Here is a 23,029-nt window from a genome sequence, read left to right as displayed (position 1 = left end):
CAGCCCGAGCCTGTAATGGTGCGAAATTGATTGGTGCCCGAATGGACGCCACAGTGCACCGACTTCAGTTCTCCGGAAAGCCAGAAAGGGGTCAGGTTGCTGGCAGCCCCCCCTACCCCGGGCACGCATCCGGAAGAAGTCGGGTACATCCATTTCAGTAACGCAATCAATCGAACTGGAGGGCTAAATGGGCATTGTGTTTGCAGAAAACTGGGACAACATCGATGGACTCAGGGCAAAACATGGCGATTGGTATGAGGACACATACAACACCCTGGGCGATGCCAGCTACCAGCAGATAACCGCCATGCTGAATACATGGGCGGACAGAGAAATTGCCAATGGGCACGCAGTCGAACTGCACGAATTGGCCGTTGCCGTATTGAGCGACAGGCTCAAGGTCACAGTGGAACTGGGCTTCCACCAACGTCAGACTTTCAGGGGGCAGGACTACTTCCACATCACCGTGATTCACCCGGATGGATGGAAAGCCCACCTGTTCAGCCGCGCGGCGATCTATATGGGCAGCGTCGCGCACATCGAGAAAACGATCGAAGGCGGCACCAAAGTCCCCACCGTCTACGAAAAAGAATCTACGTGCAGCCTCAACAGCCCTACACGCCGTTCGTTTGAGTCTCGCAAGTTCGAGTAAGGGCAGCCCACGGCCGACGGTGTGATGTCAGCTGGCGCATGACGCCATATGAATTCCAAGTTCGTTTTCCTCGAACTCCGGCAATAGCTAACCAGCACGCCGATTCGTGAACTCCATCACCCCGTCGTCCACCGAACCGAAGCGCAGGCTCACCAGATCGCGCGCGTAGTTCTGGTACACGCGCCACGGCGCGCGCGAGCCCTGCTTCGGAAACCTGTCCACCGCGCGCTGCACATAGCCCGAAGAGAAGTCGAGCCAGGGCTCGGGCGCCAGCGCCGGGTCTGTGTTGCGCGGCGTGCATTGCCTCCAGCCTTGCTTCTCCATGTGGTTGAGCACCCGGCAGACATACACGCAGGTCAGGTCGCTCCTGAGCGTCCACGAGGCGTTGGTGTAGCCGAACGACGAGGCCAGGTTGGGCACGTCGCTGTACATCATTCCCTTGTAGCTGAAGGTCGCGGCCGGTTCCACGCGACGGCCGTCCACCTCGAGCTGCACGCCACCGAGCACCTGCAGTTCCAGCCCGGTGGCGGTGACCACCACGTCGGCCTCCAGCTCCCTGCCCGACTTCAGCCTGATGCCGCCCGGCGTGAAGGTGTCGACGTGGTCGGTGACCATCGAAGCGCGCCCTGCCCTGATGGCCGCGAACAGGTCGCCGTCGGGAACCAGGCAAAGGCGCTGGTCCCACGGGTTGTAGCGCGGCGTGAAATGCGTGGCGATGTCGTAGCCGGGGCCGAGCGCCTGCCGTACGCCGCCGAGGATCATCTTCTTCGCGTAGTCGGGCTTGCGCCGGGCGAGGCGGAAAAAGTACATCGACAGCAGCACGTTCTTCCAGCGCGTGAGGCCGTAGGCCAGCCCGGCCGGGAAGATGCCGCGCAGCCTTCGCGCGATCGGGTCCTGCGCCGGGCGCGCGACGACGTAGGTAGGCGAGCGCTGCAGCAGAGTCACGTGGCCGGCCGTCTTCGCCATCGCGGGCACCAGCGTCATCGCGGTCGCGCCGCTGCCGATGACGACCACGCGCTTGCCGCCGTAGTCCAGGTCCTGGGGCCAGTGCTGCGGATGGACGATGCGGCCCGTGTAGTTGCCGATGCCCGCGAAGTCGGGCGTGTAGCCCGCGTCGTACCTGTAGTAGCCGCTGCACAGGAAGAGAAAGTTGCAGCGCAGGCGCAGCGGAAGCCGCTCGGGGCCGCGCTCCACGTCCACGCTCCAGCAGGCCTCCGGCGTCGACCACGAGGCGCGCACCACGCGGTGGTTGAAGCGGATCCTGCGGTCGATGCCGTGCTGCGCCGCCGTCTCGCGCAGGTAGTTCAGGATCGACGGCCCGTCCGCGATGGACTTCGCCTGCGTCCACGGCCGGAACGAATAGCCCAGCGTGTACATGTCGGAGTCCGAACGCACGCCCGGATAACGGAACAGGTCCCAGGTGCCGCCGCTGCGCTCACGCCCTTCGAGGATCGCGTAGCTGCGGCCCGGGCAGTGCTTCTGCAGGTGGTAGCCGGCACCGATGCCCGAGAGGCCGGCGCCGACGATCAGTACATCGAAGTGCTGCTGTTGCTCGCTCTCTTCCCGCATCGGTCGTGCCCTTTCACTTCTTGCCGTCCGTGCCTCCTGCCGCCGGTGGAGTGCTCCGGATCATCAGCCACGCGCTCAATGCGCTGAGCACGGCCAGCGCCGCGCTCGACAGCATCACCCAGCGAAAGCCCGCGACGAAGGATTCGGCCACCGCGCGTTTCACGGCTGCCGCAGTGGCCGCGTCCGCGCCCGGAGGGATCGCCGCGCCCGCCAGCTTGCTGCGCTCGCCTTCGAGAAATGCCGTCAGTTGCGCCGTCGCGTCCATCTCGCGCAGATGCCCGGCCAACGCGGTGTCGAAGGCCCAGGCCATGAGCGCGCCGAACACCGCGATCGCCAGCACCGCAGCCGCGCGCGACACCGCGTTGTTCACGCCAGAGGCCACGCCCGCCAGGTCTGCGCCGACCGCGTTCATCACCGTGGTCGTCAGCGGCGCCACCGTCACCGTCATGCCGAAGCCCAGCACCACCACGGCCGGCAGGAAGCCGCTCCAGTAGCTCGCGCCCACGCCCGGCAGCGCGAACAGCGCGAAACCCACGGCGGCAATCGCCGGCCCGATCACCAGCGGCATGCGCGGCCCGAAGCGGTCGACCAGCTGCCCGGCCCAGCCCGAGAGCGCGAACATGATGAAGATGAACGGCAGCAGCGCCGCTCCCGCCACCGTGGCCGAGTAGCCCTGCACCTGGATCAGGTTGAGCGGAAAGAAATACAGCCCGCCGCCCAGCGCCGCGTAAAGCAGCAGCGTCAGCAGGTTGGCGCCGCTGAAGTTGCCGATGCGCAGCAGCTCCAGCGGCAGCATCGGCGTGCGCGCCTTGCGCTCGGCGACGAAGAACGCAACGCTGCCCAGCACGCCGATTGCGAGCGCCGCAAGCACCGCCGCCGAACCCCAGCCCTGCGTCGGCGCCTCGATGAAGGCGTAGACGATGCCGCCGAGCCCGGCCGTCGCCAGCAGCGCGCCCCACAGGTCGAGCCCGCCGCTGGCGGAAGCGCCTCGGCTCTCGGGCACGTGGCGCCACACGATCCACAGCACCAGCAGCGCCATCGGCACATTGATGAGGAAAGCCCAGGTCCACGAGAAATGATCGACCAGGAAGCCGCCCAGCACCGGCCCCACCGCCGCCGTGATGCCGCTGAAGCCCGACCATGTGCCGATGGCCTTGCCGCGCTCCTTCTCCGGATAGGCCGCGCTGATGAGCGCCAGGCTGCCCGGCACCAGCAGCGCGCCGCCCACGCCCTGCACCGCCCGCGCCGCGATGAGTTGCTGCACATTGCCCGCGAGCGCGCACGCCACCGACGACAGCGCGAAGATGCCGACGCCTATCGCGAAGATGCGCCGCCGGCCGTAGTGATCGCCCAGCGCCCCGCCCACCAGCAGCAGCGCCGCCAGCAGCAAGGCATACGACTCGACCACCCATTGCGCCTGGAAGGCTGTTGCGCGCAGGTCGGACTGGATGGCCGGCAGCGCCACGTTGACCACCGTGCCGTCGATGAAGGCCATGCTCGAGCCCACGATGGCCGCGGCCAGCACCCATGGCCTGGCGGCTTCAGGACAGTCGCTCCCTTCGCCCTCTCCCGCGCGGGAGCCATGAAGGCCATGAAGAATCAGCGTCTCGTCGCAGGGCGCCTTGCCGATCTGTGCCATGGGGTCTCCTTTTCATGGGATTCCGGTCTCGCACTGCCCCTTCAAGGGGAGAGAAGAAAACTCAGGTCGCGCAGGCGGTCGCCGACGGATTCGCCCGCGCCGCGCTCACGCTGCGCGCCATCGCGGCGGCCACCGCCGAGGTCACGCGCTGTGCCCCCTGCGCCACCGCGTCCATTCCGCTGCCCACCGCCTCGCCGAGGCTCAACTGGCAGACCACGGTGCGCGCCTCGTCCGAGCGCCGCAGCGTCCAGCTGAAATTCGCGTCCACGCGGCCGCCCTCGACCGCGTCGAACTGCCGCAGCTGCACCGCGATGCGCCACACCGGCTGCGAACTCTGCCGACCGCCCTTGGTCACGTCGAGCGCGCCGAGCCGGCCGGCGATGCCGCTGGCCAGCGCGTCGCGCAGCTCGTTCTCGAAGGACGAGGCCCAGCGGTGCTGCTCCAGCACCTCGACCTGCACGCTGCCGTTGGGCTGGCGCACGACCATCTGCGGCCGTGCGAAGCGCTCGGGAACGGCCACCGGCGCAAGCTCGATGTAGAGCGGCGCGGCGCTGCCGAGCGTCGAAGGCGCGGCATCGGCTGCGGCCACCGGGCTTGCCAGCGTGTAGTAGCTGTCGGGCTTGCTCGCGCAGCCCGCGAGCACCGCCAGCGCTGCGGCCGCCGCCGCCACGGCCATCGATGAAAAGTGGTTCTTCTTCATTTCTTGTTGTCGTCCGGTTTGCCGCGCAGCAGCGATTCGGGATGGCGCTCGAGGTAGTCGGTCAGCACGCGCACCGAGCCGGCGGCGCGCGTGAGCTCCTGCAGCGTCTGGCGCATGTCCTGCTGCAGCGGCGAGTCGTCGGCCAGCGTGCGTTCGGCCGTGTTCACGGTCTTGCGCACGTCCTTCATGGCCGCGGCCAGCTCGGGCGTGACGTCGTTGTTGATGCGCTTCACCGTCTGCTCGGCGGCCGTGAGCGTCTTGTTGAGCGAAGCGAGCGTGGTGCGCAGGTCGCCCGCGATCTGCTCGTAGGGCACCTTGTTGAGCTTGGTCGCGATCTCCTGAACCTGCGACTGGATCTCGTCGAGGCTGTTGGGCACGGTAGGCAGTTCGATCGGGTTCTTCGCTAAGTCGATCTTCGCCGGCGGCGCCTTCGGGAAGAAGTCGAGCGCCACGTAGACCTGCCCGGTCAGCAGGTTGCCGTTGCGCAGCTGGGCGCGCAGGCCCTTCTCCGCCAGGAAGCGCAGCCGCTCCTGCTGGGTGGAGCGCGACTCGGTGCCGCTCTCGCCCGCGCGGCGGCGCAGGCGGTCGGGGTAGACCTGCACCAGCACCGGCATGCGGAACTCGCGCTCGGCGCGGTCGAACTCCACGCCGATCGACTTCACCTCGCCGATCACCACGCCGCGGAAGTCCACCGGCGCACCCGGCGTCAGGCCGCGCAGCGACTGGTTGAAGTACATCAGCAGGGTCTGCGAGGGCCCGTCGGGCTCCTTCATGGCCGTGGTCTCGTCCTGCGCCAGCGTGAAGGAGGCGTTCTCCTTGGCCACCGGTCCCATCGCGTCGTCGGGCGCCTGGAAGGCTATGCCTCCGAGCAGGATGGTCGCCAGCGACTGCGTGCGCAGCGTGAAGCCGCTGGCGCTGAGCTGCGCGTCAATGCCGCTGGCCTGCCAGAAGCGCGTGTTCATGCCCACGAACTTGTCGTACGGCGCATTGATGAAGACGCGCAGCGTCACGCCGCGCCCGTCGCCGTCGAGCTCGTAGGCCGCCACCTGCCCTACCTTGATGCGGCGGAAGTACACGGGCGAGCCCACGTCGAGCGAGCCCACGTCGTTGGCACGCAGCAGGAACTGCTTGCCCGAGTCGTCGCGCGTGACGGTGGGCGGCGTCTCCAGCCCGGTGAACTCGCCCGCCGTTTCCTGCGACACGCCCGCGTCGGCGCCGATGTAGGCGCCCGACAGCAGCGTGTTGAGCCCCGAGATGCCCGAGGTGTCCAGCCGCGGGCGCACCACCCAGAAACGCGAGTCGGAGGCGGTGAAGCTCTGCGCGTCCTTGTTGAACTGCACCAGCACGCGCACATGAGAGCGGTCGCGCGCCAGGCGCAGGCTGGTGACCAGGCCGATCTGCACGTCCTTGTACTTCACGGCGGTCTTGCCGGCCTCCAGGCCCTCGGCGGTCTTGAAGGTCAGCACCACCTCCGGGCCACGCTCCATGATGATGCGCGCCACCAGCGTGATGCCCACCAGCGCGGCCACGATGGGAATCAGCCAGATCAGCGACGGCAGCCATTCGCGGCGGCGCACCACGCGCGGCTTCGGCAGCGGAGGCTGGCCGGATGGCTCCGGTTTGTCCTGGGGTCGGTCTTCTTCACTCATGCTGGTTTCTCGTCCCTGTTTTCATGTCCCTGCAGACGTTGCTCGCGCTGTGCGCCTTCTTCGTGGTCCTGCAGGATGGCCTGGTCCTCCCTGCTGTCCCAGGTGAGCTTCGGGTCGAAGCTCAGCGAGGCCAGCATGGTCAGCACCACCACCGAGCCGAAGGCCGCGATGCCCACGCCCGCGGTGATGACCGCGAAGCCCTGGATCTGCACCAGCCCGGTCAGCAGCGACACCACGAACACGTCGAGCATCGACCACCGGCCGATGATCTCGATGATGTGATAAAGCTTCGCCCGCTCGCGCCGCCGCCAGGTGCTGCCGCGCTGAGCCAGCACCACGAGCAGCAGCAGCACCGCGAGCTTGAACAGCGGCACCAGGAAGCTCGCGATGAAGACGATGGCGGCCAGCCCGTAGGCGCCGGACACCCAGAAATAGATCACCCCGCTCAGGATGGTGTCGTTCTGCGTGCCGAACAGCGTGCGCGTGATCATCACCGGCAGCAGGTTGGCCGGGATGTACATCATGCAGGCCGCGATCAGGAAGGCCCATGTGAGCTTCAGGCTCTGCGGCTTGCGCGTATGCAGGTGCGTGCCGCAGCGGCCGCAGGGTTCGCCCTCCTCGGCGTCTTTCCAGACGGCGCCGCAATGGCGGCAGGCCATGTAGCCCATCGAGGCGGCGGTGGGAACCTTCGCATCCGCCTCGTGTTCGTGGTGGTAATGCTCGCCGTAAGCCGCAAGGCTGCCGAGGCGCTGCCGGAGGTGGCCCTGCAGCTTCTTCATGCCGATGCTCCACCCTTCTCTTCTTCACCAGGTTCCTCGCCCTTCGGCCTGAACGCCATTCCCCAGAACGCACCCGGGTCGAAGGACAGCACCGCCGTCAGCATCACCGTGAGCGCCATGAAGGCCCACAGCGCCGGCCCCGGCACCACGGTCGCCATGCTCGAAAGCTTGACGATGGCCACGAGAACGCCGAGCAGGAACACTTCGATCATTCCCCAGGGCCGCAGCGACTGCATCGCCCGCACCAGCAGTGCGAAGCCCACGGGCCGGTGCTCGCGGCTCAGCGGAACCAGCAGGTACGCCAGGATGCAAAGCTGCAGGAAGGGAAAGAGGATGGTCGTGGCCAGCACCAGCAGCGCCACCACCGACATGCCTTCGGCGCTCAGTGCGACCACCGCGCCGGCCAGCGTGGTCTGGCTGCGCAGGCCCTGCAGCTCGATCTCGACGATGGGAAACAGGTTCGCGATGGCGAACATGATGAGGCAGGCCACCGTCAGAGGAAGGATCCGGCGCTCCTGCTCGCCCGGGTGCCGGTCGAGCTCGGTGCCGCAGCGCGGGCAGCGCGCCACGTCGCGCGGGCGCAGGGGCGTGCGGCCGTAGACCGCATCGCAACCCGGGCAAACCACGGTTTCAGGTACTTCCGTCATGGGTGAGTACCCTAACTCATTCAGCCGCCGTGGCTTGTCGTCTTGAGCCGCAGGCTGCTGAAAACCGCCGCCACCGCGGCAAAACTGGCGGCCAGCACCAGCGCGACCACCGGCCCGTGGCCCCCGTGCGGGCTCCAGATGCTGAAGACGCCCGCCAGCACCACGGCGCCCAGCGTCTGCCCGGTGAGCCGTGCCGTGCCCAGCATGCCGCTGGCCGCACCACTGCGGTGCGCCGGCGGCGAGGTCACGATGGTGTGGTTGTTCGGCGACTGGAACAGCCCGAAGCCAAGCCCGCACAGCGCCATGCGCCAGGCGATGTCGGCATTGCCCGGATGCGCCGGCAGCGCCGCCAGCAGGACCAGGCCCGTGGCCAGCAGGCCCAGTCCGATGCCGCCCAGCAGCCCGTCGGGGTACCGGCCGATCAGCCGCCCTGCGATAGGCGCCATCACCACGATGGCCAGCGGCCACGCAGTGATGAGCAGGCCCGCCTCGATGTGGCTGCGCCCGTACACCTCCAGCAGCAGGAAAGGCAGCGCGATGTAGGCCAGCATCTGCGCGCAGAAGGCGGCCACCGAGGTGCTCATCGACAGCGCGAACACCGGAATGCGCAGCAGGTCGATCGGGAAAAGCGGCACCGCTTCCCTGCGCTGGCGGCGCAGGTAGATGAAGCCCACCACAAGGCCCGCCAGCAGGATGCCCCAGGCCGAGGCCTGCGAGCCGCCGCCCTGAACCGCGCCCTCGCGCACGCCGAGCCGGTCCACGCCCAGGAACACCAGCGAGAACATCAGCACGTTGAGCGCCACATCCACCGGCGAGAAGCGCAGCCCCGCAGCCGGCGGCACGCGGTTGAAGGGCAGCGCCTTCATGCCCAGCGCGAAGGTGACGAGGCCCAGCGGAACGTTGATGGCGAAGAGCCAGGGCCAGGAAGCCACCGACAGGATGGCCGCCGCCACCGAAGGCCCCGCCAAAGAAGAAGTGGCCACCACCAGCGAATTGATCGCCATGCCCTTGCCCAGCTGCGACGACGGGTAGGTAAGCCGTACCAGCGCCGCGTTCACGCTCATGATGCCGGCCGCGCCCAGGCCTTGGAACGCGCGCGCCGCGATCAGCGTGCCCAGCGAGTTGGCAAAAGTGGCAGCCAGCGAAGACAGTGTGAACACCGCCATGCCGACCAGGTACACGCGCCGGTAGCCCACGAGATCGCCCAGCGAGGCCAGCGGCAGCAGCATTACCAGCGTGGCGATCTGGTAGGCGTTGACCACCCAGATCGACTGCGAGGGGCTGGCGTTGAGCTCGCGCGCGATGCCCGGCAGCGCCAGGTTGACGATGGTGCCGTCGAGCACCGCCACGATCAGCCCGAGGATGATGACCAGCATCGCCCAGCCGCGCTCCGGCTGGGACAGCCCGTCGACGGGCCGGGGCCCCGCGTTGCCGCCGCGGTTGTCGCCATTGTCGTTGTCTTCGGCGGCCGGGAGCGCGGCGCCTGCGCGTACCGTGTTCATCAGGCTTGCTGTGTCCTTCCTGTCTTGGCTGCCTTGCCCGTGGGCTCCGAGCGCACGCCGCCCAGCGTGAGCCAGGTCAGCACCAGCGCGATGAGCGCGCCGCCGGCCATGCCGGCCACCATCGGCAGCGGCCTGCCGTCGGTGAAGAGGCCCACCACCGCCATGGCCAGCGCACCGGTGAGCATCTGCAGCGTGCCCAGCAGCGCCGAGGCCGTGCCCGCGATGGCGCCGTGCATCTCCAGCGCGAGCACGCCGGTGGTCGGGATCACCAGGCCCATGAAGCCCGAGGCAATGAAGTACAGGACGATCAGCACCCAGATGCTGTCGCCGCCCATCGCGAAGTAGGCGAACATCGCGATCATCGCGGCGCCGCAGCACACCACGCCGAACTTGACGAGATTGACCAGCCCGTAGCGCTCGCCCAGCGTGCCGGTGAACTGCGAGGCGCCGATGAAGGCGGCAGCGTTCACGCCGAAGGCCACGCTGTAGAGCGCGGGCGAGAGGCCGTAGTGGTCGATCATCACGAACGAGGAGTTCGCGAGGTAGGTGAAGAAGCCCGCCATCGCGAAGCTGCCGATGAACACCAGCCCGAGGTAGTGCGTGTCGCGCAGCAGCAGCCAGTAGGCCGAGAGCGCGCTGCCGAGGCTGCTTTCGACGCGCTCCGATGCCGGACGGGTCTCGTCGAGCAGCTTCACCATCATGGCCAGGCCCGCCACGGCCGCGACAGTCACGGCCCAGAACACGCCGCGCCAGCCGGAAAAAGCGATGACCGCGCTGCCTGCCAGCGGCGCGAGGATCGGCGACACGCTGAACACCAGCATCAGCAGCGACATCAGCCGCGCCGCATCGGTGCCCGTGTGCAGGTCGCGCACCACCGCGCGCGGAATCGCCATGCCGGCCGCGGCGCCCAGGCCCTGGATGAAGCGCAGCACGATCAGCGTCTGGATGTCGGTCGCCAGCGCGCAGCCGATGCTGGCGAGTGCGAACAGCAACAGCCCTGCGTACAGCGGCGGCTTGCGGCCCACCATGTCGGAGATCGGCCCGTAGAGCAGTTGCCCCGCGCCGAGTGAAAGGAAGAAGGCCGTGAGGCTCATCTGCACCGCGCCGATGTCGGCGTGCAGGCTCTGTCCGATGGCGGGCAGCGCCGGCAGGTACATGTCGATGGCGAATGGCCCGATGGCCGAGAGCAGGCCCAGCAGCAGGGCCATCTTGAAGAAGGGGGAAGAACGCATTGCAGCGATTGTCGCGAAGCACGGCAATCGCTGCAGGCGTGGGGTCTGTGCCGGCGTGCGCCCTGCCCTTGCTAATTCCTGGCAAAGAATCGCGCGGGCACAGCGCTGTAGAACACAGCGTGCATGAGCCGTTTCGTCTTACTGCTACTTGCCTTGCGGCGGCTTGCCCGCGGGCCAGAACACCAGCGCGCGCAGTTCGATGCTGCGCCGCGGCGGCGCCTCCTGCGAACCCGTCGGGTCCTCGAAGGCGGTGTGCGCGGTGTAACGCGCCACGCCCTGCTCGAGCGAGTCGTAGATCTTCAGCAGCAGCGCCTCGTCGGGTCGAAGCCTCGGGAACCAGTACCAGCGGTGCTCCGGATTCCAGGTAAAGGACCAGGTCTCGCCCACCTTGTCGGGATAGACGAGGTCGCTGGGCACGAGGTCGTTCGACGAGATGGAACGCGCGTCGCACAGTGCCAGCGGCAGGCGCTCCACCGTGGCCAGCGGGCGCCACAGGTTGACGATCGCGAAGCGGTTCTTCAGCCGCTCCTCGGCCTCTTCCGGCGGCAGGTGGTCGCGCACGCGGCGCGGCGCGGAGACGAAGGTCTGGTCGTTGTGCACGCGGCGCACCGGCTCGCGCAGCTCGGCCGTGCGGCGCGAGCCCTGCGCGCTGTCGCGCAGCGTGTGGTCGAACACGACGATCTTCTCGGCGCCGGTCACGTCGCGCAGCAGCGCCTCGGCCTCGCGGTAGTAGATGTCGCGGATCGCGGCATCCTGCGAGAAATCGGCGAGCACGCTGCGGTGCGAGATCTGCGTGAAGCCACTGCGGTCGAGCGTCAGCTCGTTCAGCGCCACCAGCGGGCGGCCGTCGCGGATGGTCACGCGGCGCGCTTCCAGTTCGCCGGTCACCCAGGGCGTGCCGGACGGAGGCTCGAATGTGTAGCTCACGGGCCGGCCCTGGCCCGCCTTCAGGTAGTTGAGCTCGGCCTCCACCGAAGGCAGGTTGGCGGCCAGCATCTGTCCATTGGACCCAACGCTCATGCGACGTGACTCCTCGAAACGGTTCCTCTGCAAGCGAACGCAGAGGCTATACCCGTGCCATCGCGCGCGGAACGAAACAAAGGAGATAACCATATTCGGCGGCAGGTGGTGCCCTGTCGCGCTTGACGCAGCACCCGGCTTCACTGCATGCGCCGTGCCCGCTACGCTATCGGCTTCCCGGACAGTCCATAACAACTCGCAGCATTCGTCATCCAGGAGAAGATCGCCCATGGCCCTCGCCCGCACGGTTCACGCCGACCTCTTGCGCGTGTTCGTCCTCACGCTCGTGTCGCTTTTCGCCATTCCGGCGGCGACGCTCGCTTTCACCGAATACGCGCTGCGCTCGCAGGACGCGGAGTTCCTGCAGGCGATGGAAAACCGCATCGCCAAGGATGCGAGGCTGTCCGCCGCGGACAAGGCCGAAGCCACCGCGTTCTACCGCACCCACCAGCTCTCCAGGGCCTGCGACGCCACCGCCCCCGAAGACAGGAACTTCCACGACAAGGTGTGCAGCCCCTATTCGATGCAGTGGCAGTTCCACTGGGCCGACCGCGCCGCCATCTGGACCATCGTGCTCGGCGCCGCGCTGCTCGCCGCGGCGCTGGTGCTGGGCGCACTGGCCTTCGCCAACCGGGGCCTGCGCTACGCCAGCTTCGTCGCGGGCTGGCGGCTCATGACGGTGTCGTGCGCGGTCGAGGTGGTGCTGCAGAGCGCGATGCTGGTATGGCTGTCGTTCTGGCTCACCGCGTACTTCTGGCACAGCTACTACGTCAAGCTCATCGCGCTGGCGGGCATCGCAGCGGGCGCGGCGGTGTTCTATGCGATCTACACGCTGTTCAAGAAGCTGCCTTCGGGCAACGAGATCGAGGGCGAGCTGGTCTCGCAGGCCGACGCGCCGCGCCTGTGGGAGCGCATCCGCCAGCTCGCCGGCCGCGTGAAGACGGCGCCGCCCGACCAGATCGTGGCCGGCATCGACACCAACTTCTTCGTGACCGAGGCTCCCTGCGAAGTCAAGGGCCGCACCCTGCAGGGCCGCACGCTCTTCGTGAGCCTGCCGCTCTTGCGCGTGCTCGACCAGACCGAGGCCGACGCAGTGCTCGCGCACGAGCTCGCCCACCTGGGCGGCGGCGACACCCGCAGCAGCGCGGCGCTGGGCCCCAAGCTGCTGCAGTTCGACCAGTACACCTGGAAGATGCGAAGCGGCGGCCTCACCATCGTGGCGCACTACCTGCTGCGGCTGTACCGCATGATCTTCGCCTTCGCGCTGGCCCGCGACAGCCGCGAGCGCGAGTACAGGGCCGACCGCGTGGCCGCCGGCCTCACGGCGCCGCACGCGATCGTGCAGTCGCTCATCAAGATCTCGGCCTACGCGAGCTACCGCAACGACGTGGAGCAGAAGCTCTTCGAGCAGGACCGCGAGCACGACGGCGCGCTCGGCATCGCCCGCTTCGTCGCCGACGGCCTGCCGCCCTACGCCAACTCCGAAGCATTCATCGAGGCGATGAAGACGGCCGGCGTGCCGCACCCCTACGACAGCCACCCGCCGCTGCTGGAGCGCATGCGCAACGTCGGCCACCACGTGCCCGAGAGCGCCTACGGCGGCATCGTCGCGACCGCGCCGCAGGCCTCGTGGGCCGATGAGATCGAGACCGCCCACGCCATCGAGCAGCGCCTGTGGAGCGAGTACGAGCAGCGCTTCGTACAGAACCACGAGCTGAGCCTGGCCTACCGCTACGAGCCGGCGACGGAGGAAGAACGCGCAGTGGTGCTGCGCCACTTCCCGCCGGTGGGCTTCGCGCTGAAGAACGGCGAGCGCGTCGACATCAGCTACGAGGGCATGCACCCCAGCGCGGACGGCGGTTCCACCATTTCGTGGGACGAGGTCAAGAGCCTGACCTACAAGGACGGCAGCTTCGGCGACACCCTCATCGTCACCCACCACGACAAGGGCATGCTGGGCGCGCGCACCACCAAGGTGAAGCTATCGGGCCTCGGCAAGCAGAAAGAGAACTTCAAGGGCGTCGTCGGCCACTACTGGCGGCGCCACCAGATCATGAGGGCCCAGCAACAGCAGCAACAACAAGCGTGACGCCGGCGGCCGCGGCCGCTCCCCCCTTTCCTCCGACCAGCCTCCACAAAACCATCCAACACAGGAGACAAACCAACCATGAATCCCGTCGAACAGAGAACCATCTCGAAGATCAGCTGGCGACTGCTGCCGCTTCTGATGGTGAGCTACTTCATCGCCTACCTCGACCGCGTGAACCTCGGCTTCGCCGGCGCGGCCATGTCCAAGGACCTGGGCTTCACCGCCGCCGTGTTCGGCAGCGCGGCCGGCATCTTCTTCCTGGCCTACTTCCTCTTCGAGGTGCCGAGCAACATGGCGCTGGAGCGCTTCGGCGCGCGCCGCTGGATCGCCCGCATCATGTTCAGCTGGGGCATCCTCTCGGCCGCGCAGGCCTGGGTGGGCGGCTCGACCAGCTTCAATGTCGTGCGTTTCCTGCTGGGCATCGCCGAGGCCGGCTTCTTCCCTGGCGTGATCTTCTACATCACGCTGTGGTTTCCGGCGGCGTACCGGGCGCGCATCGTGGGCTGGTTCATGTTCGCCATACCCATCTCCACCGTGATCGGCTCACCCATCTCGGGCTACATCCTCAACATGGACGGCATCGGCGGCATGCACGGCTGGCAGTGGCTGTTCATCCTGGAGGCGGTGCCCTCGCTGGTGCTGACCTTCTTCGTGCTGATGTACCTGCCCGACGGCCCGAAGGACGCCAAGTGGCTCACCGACGAGGAGCGCAACTGGCTGCAGCGCACGCTGGACGCCGAGCGCGCCAACCGCGAGTCGATCAACAAGATCTCGTGGAAGCAGTCGCTGCTGAACCCGCGCGTGATCGGCCTGGGCTTCGTTTACATGGGCATCACGGTGCCGCTGTACGGCCTGAGCTTCTTCCTGCCGCAGATCATCAAGGGCTTCGGCGGGCTGGGCAACGTGGAGATCGGCTTCATCAATGCCTTCCCGTACCTGGTGGGCGCCATTGCCATGCTGTTCTGGACGCGGGCATCGGATGCGCGCAAGGAGCGCAAGTGGTTCCTGCTGATTCCGCTGGCCTGCATCTTCCTGGGCCTGGTGCTGGCCGCCCAGACCTCCGCGCCGGTGCCGAAGATGGCCGCCGTGACGCTGGCCGCCTTCGGCATCTTCAGCGCCCTGCCCACCTTCTGGACGCTGCCCACCGCCATCCTCAGCGGTACCGCCGCCGCGGCGGGCATCGCGTGGATCAACTCCATCGGCAACCTGGGCGGCTACATCGGCCCGACCATCTTCGGCACGCTGAAGGACAGGACGGGCAACGACTTCTACGCGGTGCTCTTCCTGGCGATGCTGTCGGCGGTGGCCGTCGGGCTGGTGCTGATCATCGGGCACGACGCGCGCACCGAACAGGCGGCATCGCCTGGAAGGGCCTGATCGAACAACGCTGCCCGGGCGCTATTCCATGTGCCGCGGTTGGTGAGGTTTTTCACGCGCCGCGCAGCACAAACGTCATCTGAATGTTGCCCACAGCCGTTTTGCAAGGGCGCCCATTCAGCGACGCATTTCCCGTCCATCGATGTCATTGCCTAGAAAGAACGCCATGAAGACCAAGCATTTCATCCTCTCCAGCATCCTCGCTTTCGCAGGCCTCGCCCTGCTGGCACCGGCCGCCTCCGCCGCGCCGTACCACCATCCCAAGAAGCACAAGGTGTGCAAGTGGGACGCGCGCCATCACCACCGCGTCTGCCACTGGGTGCGCTGATCCGCCCCATCGGTCCACGGACCGCAGGAAAGAGCCCGCTTCCGCGGGCTTTTCTCGTCATGGCGCCGGCTCAGTAGAGCGTCGCTCGCTGCCGCGCCGGCAGCTCCCGGTCGTAGGCTTCCCCGTCGAAGGCGGATTCGGTCAGCGCCGACAGGATCGCGCCCGGCGTCGGCACCTCGCGCTTCGCATCCGCCGGCAGCGGCGCCCACAGCCTCGAACGCTGGATCGCCCGCGCGCACTGGAAGAACACCGTCTCCACCGTCACGCGGATCACGCATTGCGGCAGCTTGCCTTCCATGGCGAAGCGCTCCAACAGCGCCGGCTCGACCGAGATCTGCGCCCTGCCGTTCACCCGCAGCGTCTCGCCCACGCCCGGGATCAGGAAAAGCAGCGCCACGCGCGGGTCGGCCACGATGTTGCGCAGGCTGTCGATGCGGTTGTTGCCGCGCCGCTCGGGCATCAGCAGCGTCTTCTCGTCCTGTACCACGACGAACCCCGGCGGGTCGCCGCGCGGAGAGGCATCGAGCCCGCCCGGGCCGATGGTGGCGAGCACCGCGAAGGGCGAAGCGGCGATCAGCGCCTGGTAGTTCGGGTGCAGGTACGGCACCTCCTTCTTGAGTGAGGCGTCGCCGGGCACCCCGAAAAGTGCTTCGAGCTGGGAGACGGTTCCGATGGCGTGAGAGGTCGTCATGCACTTCCTTGCTGGATGTTGGTCGATTGTGTCGACGCGCCCCAGCCGCAGGCCAGCGCCGCGAGCGCAAGCAGCAAGGCGGCCACGCCGTAGATCCAGGGCGGCGAGGCGACCGGCAGCAGCAGCCCCGCGATCAGCGGCCCGGCACCGGCGCCGATGTCGCGCCACACCGAGCGCGCCGCCAGCGCCTGCACGCGCTCCGGCCCCGGCGTGCGTCGCGCCACGATGGGCGGCAACAGCGGCAGTTGCAAGGCGCGCAGCACCACGATCAGCGCCGCGCAGTTCCACAGCCAGCCGAGGCCGAAGCCCATGAGCGCGATGGCGGTGACCACCGACAGGCTCACCAGCAGGCGCTCGGCGCCGAAATGCTCGGCCATGCGCCCGCCGACCGGGCTCAGCAGGATCTCCGCGAGATAGCGCAGCGCCATCAGCACGCCGGCCACGATCACGGCGCCGCCCGGCAGCAGGTCCTTGCCCAGGTAGGAGAGACCGACGATGAAGAGCCCGTCGAGCGCCAGCCCTTCCATGAACGACCAGCCGTCGAGGCTGTTGGGCAGCTTGAAGCGCTTCACCGGCCTGGCCACTGGATGCGGCGCCGCCGGCAGCCGCCGCGTGACGAAGCACGCCAGCAGCGAGAAAACCGCAAGGACGCCGAAGATCGCGCGCGGCCCTGTCCACTGCGCCAGCAGCGCCCCCAGAGGCAGCGCGAGCACCGGCCCCATCGCGATGAAGGCGCGAGAACGCCCGTTGCGCCGCGCGGCGCCCACCGGATCGGCCGTGGCCAGCGCCTGCGTCGACAGGTTCAGCGCCGCGAAACACAGGCCCCACATCAGCCGCAGCGGCAGCAGCGCCCAGAAGCCCGAGAGCGTGGCGTAGCCCAGGCCGCACGCAGCAGCAGCCACCACCGCGATGGTGCAGGTCAGCCGGTCGCCGTTGCGGGCATAGTAGCGGGCGACGAAGCCGTAACCGGCGATGCGCACCAGCCGGTTGGCCGCAAGCAGCATGCCGGCCTCGGCCAGCGTCACGCCGAACTCCCTGGCGTACATCGGCAGCAGCAGGTAGAGCACCACGTCGGCCGGCAGCGAGAGGCCGAGGGCCATCGCCGCATGGCGGGAATTCAGGTCGGTTGGGGAAGTCTGGGGAGCGGGTGCGGAGCGTGACATCGAGCCTCGATGGTGAGGCGGCGGCCGCCCGCCGACAAACGACATTAACGACCGTCATGCGTGAGAAAATCGCACGCATGCCGCTTCGAGAGCCTCCCCTGAACGCCGTGCGCGCCTTCGCCGCCGCGGCACGCCACCTCAGCTTCACGCGCGCGGCGCTCGAACTGCACGTCACGCACAGCGCCGTGAGCCGGCAGATCAAGAGCCTCGAGGAGTTCCTGGGCATCGCGCTCTTCGAGCGGCGCATCCGGCAGGTGGCTCTCACGGCCGAGGGCCAGCAGTTCTTCGCCGAGGTGCAGCCGGCGCTCGCGCAGATCAACGCCGCCGCGCGGGCGCTGCAGTCGCAGGGACCGGCGCGCGCCGTGCGCATCAACGTGCGGCCCTCCTTCGCGGTGCGCTGGCTCATTCCGCGCCTGCCCTCCTTCGTCGAGCGCTTTCCGGAGATCGAGCCGCAGGTCGTCACCAGCACCGTCATGCCCGAGGAGGCCATCGGCAGCTTCGACATCGCGGTGCGCCGGGGCCTGGAAGGCTGGCCCTCGTCGATGGAGGTGCAGCCCTTTCTCGAAGATGAAGTGCTGGTGGTCGGGGCCCCTGCGCTCTTCAAGACCCACCCGCTGCCGGACCTGCGCGCCCTCGCCTCGCACGTGCTGCTTTCGGCCCGCACGCGCAAGGACGACTGGGACGCCTGGAAGAAGCAGGTCGGCGCCCCCCGCGCCCGACCGGCGGGCCGGCTGCAGTTCGACCACCTGCACTTCGTGCTGCAGGCGGCGGTCGACGGACTGGGCATCGCGCTGGCGCCGACATCGCTGGTGTCGCACGACCTCGCCTCGGGCCGCCTGGAGTCGCCGCTGCCCACGCTGCGCATGACGCTGGAGCGCTACTACTACGGCCTCGCGCCCGATGCTGCGCCGGAAGCGGGCTATGTGGCCGAGTGGTTCGAAGAGATGCAGGCGCGGCAGGCTGCCTAGCCGGCAAGGGAGCGGATCACCTCCGCCACGCCCACCCTGCCCTTGCGCACGCTCGCATCGTTGCTCTCGAAGCGGATCCATCCCTCATTGAAGCCATCGAGCATCTGGATGCGCGGCACCGGGTCGCGCATGCCCTGAGCGCGGAAGATCGCGCCCCAGTTCTCGCGCGGCACCGCTTCGGCGTGCACCGGACGGCCCAGCACCTGCGTGAGCGCGGCGGCAATGTCGTGCTGCGTCAGCCGCTGGGGCCCTTCGAGCTCGACCACACGCGGCAGTTCGCCCTCGTGCAGCAGCAGTTCGGCGGCGACGCGGCCCACGTCGGCCGTCGCCACCATCGGCACAGCACGGTCGAGCGGCTGCAGGTAGCTGGAAAGCAGGCCCTGCTCGCGGGCCTGCGCGATGTCCCAGCGCAGGTTCTCCAGGAACCACGCGGGCCGCAGGAAGGTGACGGCGAAGGGCAGCGTGCGCAGCGCCTCTTCCAGCAATGTGCGCTGGCTCAGCAGATTGGGCTGCGCGGCCTGCGCACCGACGGTCGACAGGCACACCACGCGCGGCGGCCGCGCGGTTTCCAGCGCCTCGCGTATCGCCGCGTTCTCGGCCCTGACCTCGGGAAAGCCCGGCTCGGGGTCGAAGTTCGGCGGCGGCAGCACGAAGACGCCGGCCGTGCCGGCGAAGGCGCGCGCCAGTGCGGCGGCATCGTTCATCTCGGCGACGGCCACTTCGCAGCCGAGCCCGGCCCAGACAAGGCCCTTGCCTTCGTCGCGCACGACCGCGCGAACGCGCTGGCCCTCTGCCAGCAAGGCACGCGCGACGGCGCCGCCGACCTGTCCGGTGATTCCGGTGATTGCGTACATGGGATTTCCTTTTCTTCACTTGATCGATTGATTGGCTGACGCATGCGACGGCACGATCGTAGGAAGAACCGATCTTTGAGTGAAGCGACCTCAGTGCATATCATTCATGACACCTGATCACGAATAAGAAGATGACTCTCGACGGACGCCTCCTCTCCAACGTCAGCGTGCTGGCCGCCGTGGTCGAAGGCGGCAGCTTCGCCAGCGCCGCCAACGCGCTCGGCCTGACTCCTTCGGGCGTGAGCCGCGCCATCGCCCGGCTCGAAGGCCGCGTCGGCATACGGTTGTTCGACCGCACCACCCGCTCACTGAGCCTCACGGACGAAGGCCGGCAGCTCTACGCCAACATCAATCCGCTGGTGCTCGGCATCGAGGACGCGGTGACGATCGCTTCGGGTGCGTCCGGCGCGGTGCGCGGGCGCCTTCGCGTGAACACCGATGCATTCACATCCCGCCTGCTGCTGGCGCGGCACCTGCCGCGCTTTCTCGCGCGCCATCCCGACCTCACGCTGGAGCTGATCGCACGCGACCAGCTCGGCGATCTCGTCGCCGAAGGCTTCGACATCGCGGTGCGCTTCGGCGAGCCGCCGTCGTCGTCGCTGGTGGCCCGCAAGCTGATGGATTCGCGCGTGGTCACCGCCGCAACGCCGGCCTACCTCGCGCAACACGGGCGCCCCGCGAAGCCGGCGGACCTTGCCGGCCATGCCTGCCTGCAGGTGCGCAACCCGGTCACCGGTCAACCCTACGCCTGGGAGTTCCAGCGCGGGCGCAAGCTCCTGAAGGTGCCGACCACCGGAAGGCTGCTGCTCACCGATCCAGGCACGGTGCTCGAAGCCGTTCTCGCCGGCATCTGCGTCGCGCAGATCAAGGCGGTGGGCATCCAGCCGCAGCTCGACCGGGGCGAGCTGGTCGATCTGTTTCCAGACTGGCCCGACGAGCGGCTCCCGCTCTACGCGCTCTATCCGTCGCGCCACTTGCCGGCCGCGAAGGTCCGGGCCTTCATCGATTTCGTGATGGAGGTTGTCTCGCCAGCTTCCGAGCCAGCTGCGAAGAAGCCGCGGCGTTGACGCTCGCGCGTCCGGAAACGGCCAGCCGCGAAGGCCCGCCGCCAGCACGATGAGGGCATGACTCGAACAACGCCCCTCCCCCACGCATTTCAAAACCTCGCCTGGTCCAACCTCGCCGCGCAGTCCGCCGAACAGCTGAGCCTCGCGGCGGTGCCGCTGGTGGCGGTGCTCGCGCTAGGCGCGGGGCCTGGCGAGATCGGCTTCCTCGCGGCCGTGCAGACTCTGCCCTTCCTGCTGGTCTCGATGCCCATGGGCCTGCTCGCGGACCGCATGTCGCGGCGGCGGCTGATGGTCTGGGCCGAGGGGCTGCGGGCGGTGTCGCTGCTCGTGCTGCTGGCGATGGTGTTCGCATCGAAGCTGAGCATCGGATGGCTGGCGGTGCTGGGATTTCTGGGCGCTGTCGGCACCGTGGGTTTCAGCGTCGCGGCACCCGCGCTGGTGCCGGCGCTCGTGCCGAGGGACGCACTGGCAGCGGCCAACGGGCGGCTGGAACTGGCGCGCAGCGCGGCCTTCACCGCCGGACCTGCGCTCGCGGGTGCCCTCGTGGCCTGGGCCGGCGCGTCGGCCGCGTTCGTGCTGGCAGCAGTGCTTTCGGCGGCTGCCGTGGCCCTGCTGCTGCGCCTCGCCGAGGCACCGCGTGCCCCTTGCGCCAGCCGGCATCCGCTGCTCGAAGTGCGCGACGGCGCGCGCTTCGTCTGGCAGCACGAAATGCTGCGCCCGATGCTGCTGACCGGCGCGGTCTTCAACATCTCGTGGTTCGTGCTGCAGGCGGGCTACGTGCCCTACGCCGTGCGCGTGCTCGGCCTCGGCGCGCAGGCGGTGGGCTTCACGCTGGCGATGTACGGCGCGGGCATGGTCGTCGGAGCGCTGCTGACTCCTCGCGTGGTGGCGCGCCTGCCCTTCGGCCGCGCGATACAGGTCGGCCCCTCGGTCGCGGTATTGGCTGCAGCAGCAATGGCGGCCACGCTCGTCGTGCCGACCGCGACGCTGGCGGCGCTCTCGTTCTTCCTGTTCGGCGCGGGGCCGATGGTCTGGGTCATCACATCGACCACGCTGCGCCAGAGCGTGACGGCAGCCACGATGCTGGGCCGGGTGTCGGCCGTGTTCCTCACGATCAACGCCGGCGCCCGACCGATAGGCGCGGCGCTGGGCGGCATGGTCGGCGCCGCATGGGGCGAGCCGGCCTGCCTGCTGCTGGCGCTCGCGGGATTCGGGCTGCAGGCGGCGATCATCTTCGCGTCGCGCATCGCTACGCTGCACCGGCTGCCGGTGCCTGCTGCCTAGAAAAGCGACGCCATTCCGTTCGGCCGCGCATCCTCGATGTCGAGCATGCGCAGCTTGGTCAGCGCGCCGCCGCCGGCCGAGAAACCGCCCGGCTTGTTGCCCGCCGCCAGCACGCGGTGGCACGGCACCACGGGCGCGAAGGGGTTGTGGCCCATGGCCTGGCCCACGGCGCGCGACAGGCCCTTGTCGCCCAGCTCCTCGGCAATCTCGCCGTAGGTGCGGGTCTGGCCCGGTGGAATGCGCCGCGCGATCGCGTAGATGCGCTGGTGGAATTCGGAGACGCCGCTCATGTCCAGCTCGATGTGGCTCAGGTCGTCGTGCACGCCGCGCAGAAGGCCCTGGATGGCCTCGACGGCACGCTGCGCCATTTCGTTCGGCGGGCCTTCCTGCAGATCGGGAAATCGCTGCCGCATGCGCGCACGCGTGGCGGGCTCTCCGTTGTCGGCGGGCAGCTGCACGCCGACCAGCCCGCGCGGGCCCCATGCCAGCGCGCACATGCCGATGGAAGTTTCGAACAAGGCAAAGCCGCTCATCGCGATGTCTCCATTTGCAGCGAATGCTGGCGCGACGCAAGCACCGCGCCGAGCCACAGGGCTGTTGCCGAAGCCACGAGCCCGCGCGCCAGCCCGCCCGGACCGTCCGAGATCCAGCCCGTGACCGTCGGCCCGACGATCTGCCCCAGCGCGAAGATGATGGTGAAGGCGCTGATGCCCTGCGCCCAGCGCGACGGCGGCAGGTTGTGGCGCACCAGCGCGGTGGTCGAGGCCACCACCGACAGGAACACCGCGCCGAAGAGCACGCCCGAGATCAGCGCCACCGGCGCCGACGAGCTCAGCACCGGCAGCAGCGTCGCCACGCCCAGAAGCCCGTTGAGCAGTGCCTGCGGCTGCCCGCCGTGATACCGGTCGAGCAGCCCTGCCCACAGCCTGGAAGACGCCACGCATGCGATGCCCAGCAAGGCATAGAACAGCGTGACGAAGCCTGCGCTGGCGCCCTGCTCGCGCAACAGCGCGATCACGAAGGTCATGTAGCCGATATAGCCCATGCCGAACAGGGCATAGCCGGCAAGCGCCCAGCCGAAGCGATGCAGCGCGACGGGCGGTGCCGAGCCCGCCGCGGCGGCGGGCGCCGCGGGCGCAGCAGACTGCTGTTCCGGCATCGCACGCCCCGCCCAGGCCAGCAGGCAGGTGGCGGCCCCGCTCGCAACCGCCAGCGCCCACCACGCCCAGGCCCATCCGTGAGGCACGCCGGCCGCCGCGCGCAGCACCTGCGGCACGAGCAAGGCCGACAGCAGGATGCCGAAGCCGGTGCCTCCGTAATAGATGCCGAGCAACAGGCCGCCACGCGCCGATCCCGCCTCGCTGAGCCGGGCCGCGAGCAGCCCGCCAGCCACGAACACCCATGCACTGGCCACCCCCGCCAGCAGGCGCTGCAGCAGCAAGGCCGACGCATCGGTGACGAAGCCGCTGCCCGCCATGAACACGCTGGCCAGCACCGCACCGAACACCAGCAGCCGTGTCGCGCCGAAGCGCCGCATCAGCGCCGGCGTGCCCAGCGCACCGACGAGATAGCCGACCGCGTTGGCCGTGTTCATGCCCCCAGCCAGCGCATAGCTCCAGCCCAGGTCCGCGCGCATGGGCGGCAGCAGCAGCGCGTAGGCGAAGCGCGTGATACCGAGCGACACGGCCGCGCCCATCGACAGCGCGAAGGCAAGCCGCAGCGTGGGCTGGGCGGAGATGGGGGATGGAGAAGCGAGCGTCGTCGGCATTGGCGTGGCGGGCGGCAGGCGGGCCTATTCTGCGGCAGCCGCCGCCAGCCT

At 68.7% G+C, this 23,029-nt stretch carries 21 protein-coding genes; 7 read left to right on the top strand and 14 right to left on the bottom strand.

From position 1 onward, the window contains the following. Window positions 1-187: 187 nt before the first annotated feature. Complete coding sequence (locus ACAM57_RS15520) at window positions 188-652, top strand: hypothetical protein (RefSeq protein WP_369662270.1); 465 nt, start codon at window positions 188-190, stop codon at window positions 650-652. An 87-nt stretch (window positions 653-739) separates the two neighbouring features. On the opposite strand, the gene ACAM57_RS15515 is transcribed toward ACAM57_RS15520, so the two are convergent. From ACAM57_RS15515 to ACAM57_RS15475, 9 genes are all read right to left on the bottom strand, one after another. Beyond that, window positions 740-2,221, bottom strand: a complete 1,482-nt coding sequence (locus ACAM57_RS15515; RefSeq protein ID WP_369662269.1) for a flavin-containing monooxygenase — start codon at window positions 2,219-2,221, stop codon at window positions 740-742. A 13-nt stretch (window positions 2,222-2,234) separates the two neighbouring features. After that, window positions 2,235-3,860: an MFS transporter gene (locus ACAM57_RS15510; RefSeq protein WP_369662268.1), complete on the bottom strand. Its 1,626-nt coding sequence runs from the start codon at window positions 3,858-3,860 to the stop codon at window positions 2,235-2,237. A 61-nt stretch (window positions 3,861-3,921) separates the two neighbouring features. Beyond that, entirely contained in the window at window positions 3,922-4,560 is a 639-nt protein-coding gene (locus ACAM57_RS15505; RefSeq protein ID WP_369662267.1) for a membrane integrity-associated transporter subunit PqiC, read from the bottom strand. After that, on the bottom strand, window positions 4,557-6,209 hold the full coding sequence (locus ACAM57_RS15500; RefSeq protein WP_126020052.1) for an intermembrane transport protein PqiB: 1,653 nt from the start codon (window positions 6,207-6,209) through the stop codon (window positions 4,557-4,559). Before ACAM57_RS15500 ends, ACAM57_RS15505 begins: the two co-directional genes overlap by 4 nt. Beyond that, window positions 6,206-6,877, bottom strand: coding sequence for a paraquat-inducible protein A (locus ACAM57_RS15495; RefSeq protein ID WP_260319303.1), 672 nt, complete (start codon window positions 6,875-6,877; stop codon window positions 6,206-6,208). The genes ACAM57_RS15500 and ACAM57_RS15495 overlap by 4 nt, the downstream gene beginning before the upstream one ends. 107 nt (window positions 6,878-6,984) lie before the next feature. After that, window positions 6,985-7,635 (bottom strand): paraquat-inducible protein A, encoded by a 651-nt coding sequence (locus tag ACAM57_RS15490; protein ID WP_184637782.1) that lies wholly within the window; start codon window positions 7,633-7,635, stop codon window positions 6,985-6,987. Window positions 7,636-7,655: 20 nt separating this feature from the next. Further along, complete coding sequence (locus tag ACAM57_RS15485; RefSeq protein ID WP_369662266.1) at window positions 7,656-9,137, bottom strand: MFS transporter; 1,482 nt, start codon at window positions 9,135-9,137, stop codon at window positions 7,656-7,658. After that, window positions 9,137-10,369, bottom strand: coding sequence for a multidrug effflux MFS transporter (locus ACAM57_RS15480; protein WP_184637778.1), 1,233 nt, complete (start codon window positions 10,367-10,369; stop codon window positions 9,137-9,139). Before ACAM57_RS15480 ends, ACAM57_RS15485 begins: the two co-directional genes overlap by 1 nt. 144 nt (window positions 10,370-10,513) lie before the next feature. Continuing rightward, the gene (locus ACAM57_RS15475; protein ID WP_369662265.1) at window positions 10,514-11,389 is read right to left on the bottom strand and encodes a CmcJ/NvfI family oxidoreductase; all 876 of its coding nucleotides are present in this window, start codon (window positions 11,387-11,389) and stop codon (window positions 10,514-10,516) included. A gap of 229 nt (window positions 11,390-11,618) precedes the next feature. On the opposite strand from ACAM57_RS15475, the gene ACAM57_RS15470 reads away from it, so the two are divergent. The 3 genes from ACAM57_RS15470 to ACAM57_RS15460 all read left to right on the top strand — a co-directional run bounded on the left by ACAM57_RS15470 (window position 11,619) and on the right by ACAM57_RS15460 (window position 15,183). Beyond that, on the top strand, window positions 11,619-13,478 hold the full coding sequence (locus tag ACAM57_RS15470; RefSeq protein WP_369662264.1) for a M48 family metallopeptidase: 1,860 nt from the start codon (window positions 11,619-11,621) through the stop codon (window positions 13,476-13,478). A 78-nt stretch (window positions 13,479-13,556) separates the two neighbouring features. Next, on the top strand, window positions 13,557-14,855 hold the full coding sequence (locus tag ACAM57_RS15465) for an MFS transporter (RefSeq protein WP_369662263.1): 1,299 nt from the start codon (window positions 13,557-13,559) through the stop codon (window positions 14,853-14,855). 166 nt (window positions 14,856-15,021) lie between these two features. After that, window positions 15,022-15,183, top strand: a complete 162-nt coding sequence (locus tag ACAM57_RS15460) for an HHHH-motif protein (protein WP_165909549.1) — start codon at window positions 15,022-15,024, stop codon at window positions 15,181-15,183. Window positions 15,184-15,253: 70 nt separating this feature from the next. Here the strand turns inward: ACAM57_RS15460 and ACAM57_RS15455 are convergent, their stop codons facing one another. Together ACAM57_RS15455 and ACAM57_RS15450 are read right to left on the bottom strand one after the other, a co-directional pair. After that, a complete protein-coding gene (locus ACAM57_RS15455) occupies window positions 15,254-15,874 on the bottom strand; it encodes a pyridoxamine 5'-phosphate oxidase family protein (protein ID WP_184637771.1) in 621 nt (206 codons plus the stop codon). Continuing rightward, window positions 15,871-17,037 carry an MFS transporter gene (locus ACAM57_RS15450; protein ID WP_369662262.1) on the bottom strand — a complete coding sequence of 389 codons (1,167 nt, stop codon included), beginning with the start codon at window positions 17,035-17,037 and terminating at the stop codon, window positions 15,871-15,873. Before ACAM57_RS15450 ends, ACAM57_RS15455 begins: the two co-directional genes overlap by 4 nt. A gap of 77 nt (window positions 17,038-17,114) precedes the next feature. Here ACAM57_RS15450 and ACAM57_RS15445 point away from each other — a divergent pair, with 77 nt between their 5' ends. Continuing rightward, window positions 17,115-18,005 (top strand): LysR substrate-binding domain-containing protein, encoded by an 891-nt coding sequence (locus tag ACAM57_RS15445; protein WP_369662444.1) that lies wholly within the window; start codon window positions 17,115-17,117, stop codon window positions 18,003-18,005. Here the strand turns inward: ACAM57_RS15445 and ACAM57_RS15440 are convergent. Next, window positions 18,002-18,859: an NmrA family NAD(P)-binding protein gene (locus ACAM57_RS15440; RefSeq protein ID WP_369662261.1), complete on the bottom strand. Its 858-nt coding sequence runs from the start codon at window positions 18,857-18,859 to the stop codon at window positions 18,002-18,004. The genes ACAM57_RS15445 and ACAM57_RS15440 overlap by 4 nt on opposite strands. Window positions 18,860-18,990: 131 nt before the next feature. Here ACAM57_RS15440 and ACAM57_RS15435 point away from each other — a divergent pair, with 131 nt between their 5' ends. Further along, entirely contained in the window at window positions 18,991-19,926 is a 936-nt protein-coding gene (locus ACAM57_RS15435; protein ID WP_369662260.1) for a LysR substrate-binding domain-containing protein, read from the top strand. Window positions 19,927-19,983: 57 nt separating this feature from the next. Beyond that, entirely contained in the window at window positions 19,984-21,210 is a 1,227-nt protein-coding gene (locus ACAM57_RS15430; RefSeq protein ID WP_369662259.1) for an MFS transporter, read from the top strand. On the opposite strand, the gene ACAM57_RS15425 is transcribed toward ACAM57_RS15430, so the two are convergent. Together ACAM57_RS15425 and ACAM57_RS15420 are read right to left on the bottom strand one after the other, a co-directional pair. Further along, complete coding sequence (locus tag ACAM57_RS15425; RefSeq protein ID WP_369662258.1) at window positions 21,207-21,743, bottom strand: methylated-DNA--[protein]-cysteine S-methyltransferase; 537 nt, start codon at window positions 21,741-21,743, stop codon at window positions 21,207-21,209. The two genes, ACAM57_RS15430 and ACAM57_RS15425, sit on opposite strands and share 4 nt — an antisense overlap. After that, complete coding sequence (locus ACAM57_RS15420) at window positions 21,740-22,978, bottom strand: YbfB/YjiJ family MFS transporter (protein WP_369662257.1); 1,239 nt, start codon at window positions 22,976-22,978, stop codon at window positions 21,740-21,742. Before ACAM57_RS15420 ends, ACAM57_RS15425 begins: the two co-directional genes overlap by 4 nt. Window positions 22,979-23,029 lie beyond the last annotated feature (51 nt).

Origin of the sequence: Variovorax sp. V15, assembly GCF_041154425.1 — a bacterium.
Lineage (GTDB): Bacteria > Pseudomonadota > Gammaproteobacteria > Burkholderiales > Burkholderiaceae_C > Variovorax > Variovorax guangxiensis.
Note: the sequence above shows the minus strand (reverse complement) of the source record. Positions and strands in the feature narration are given on the sequence as shown.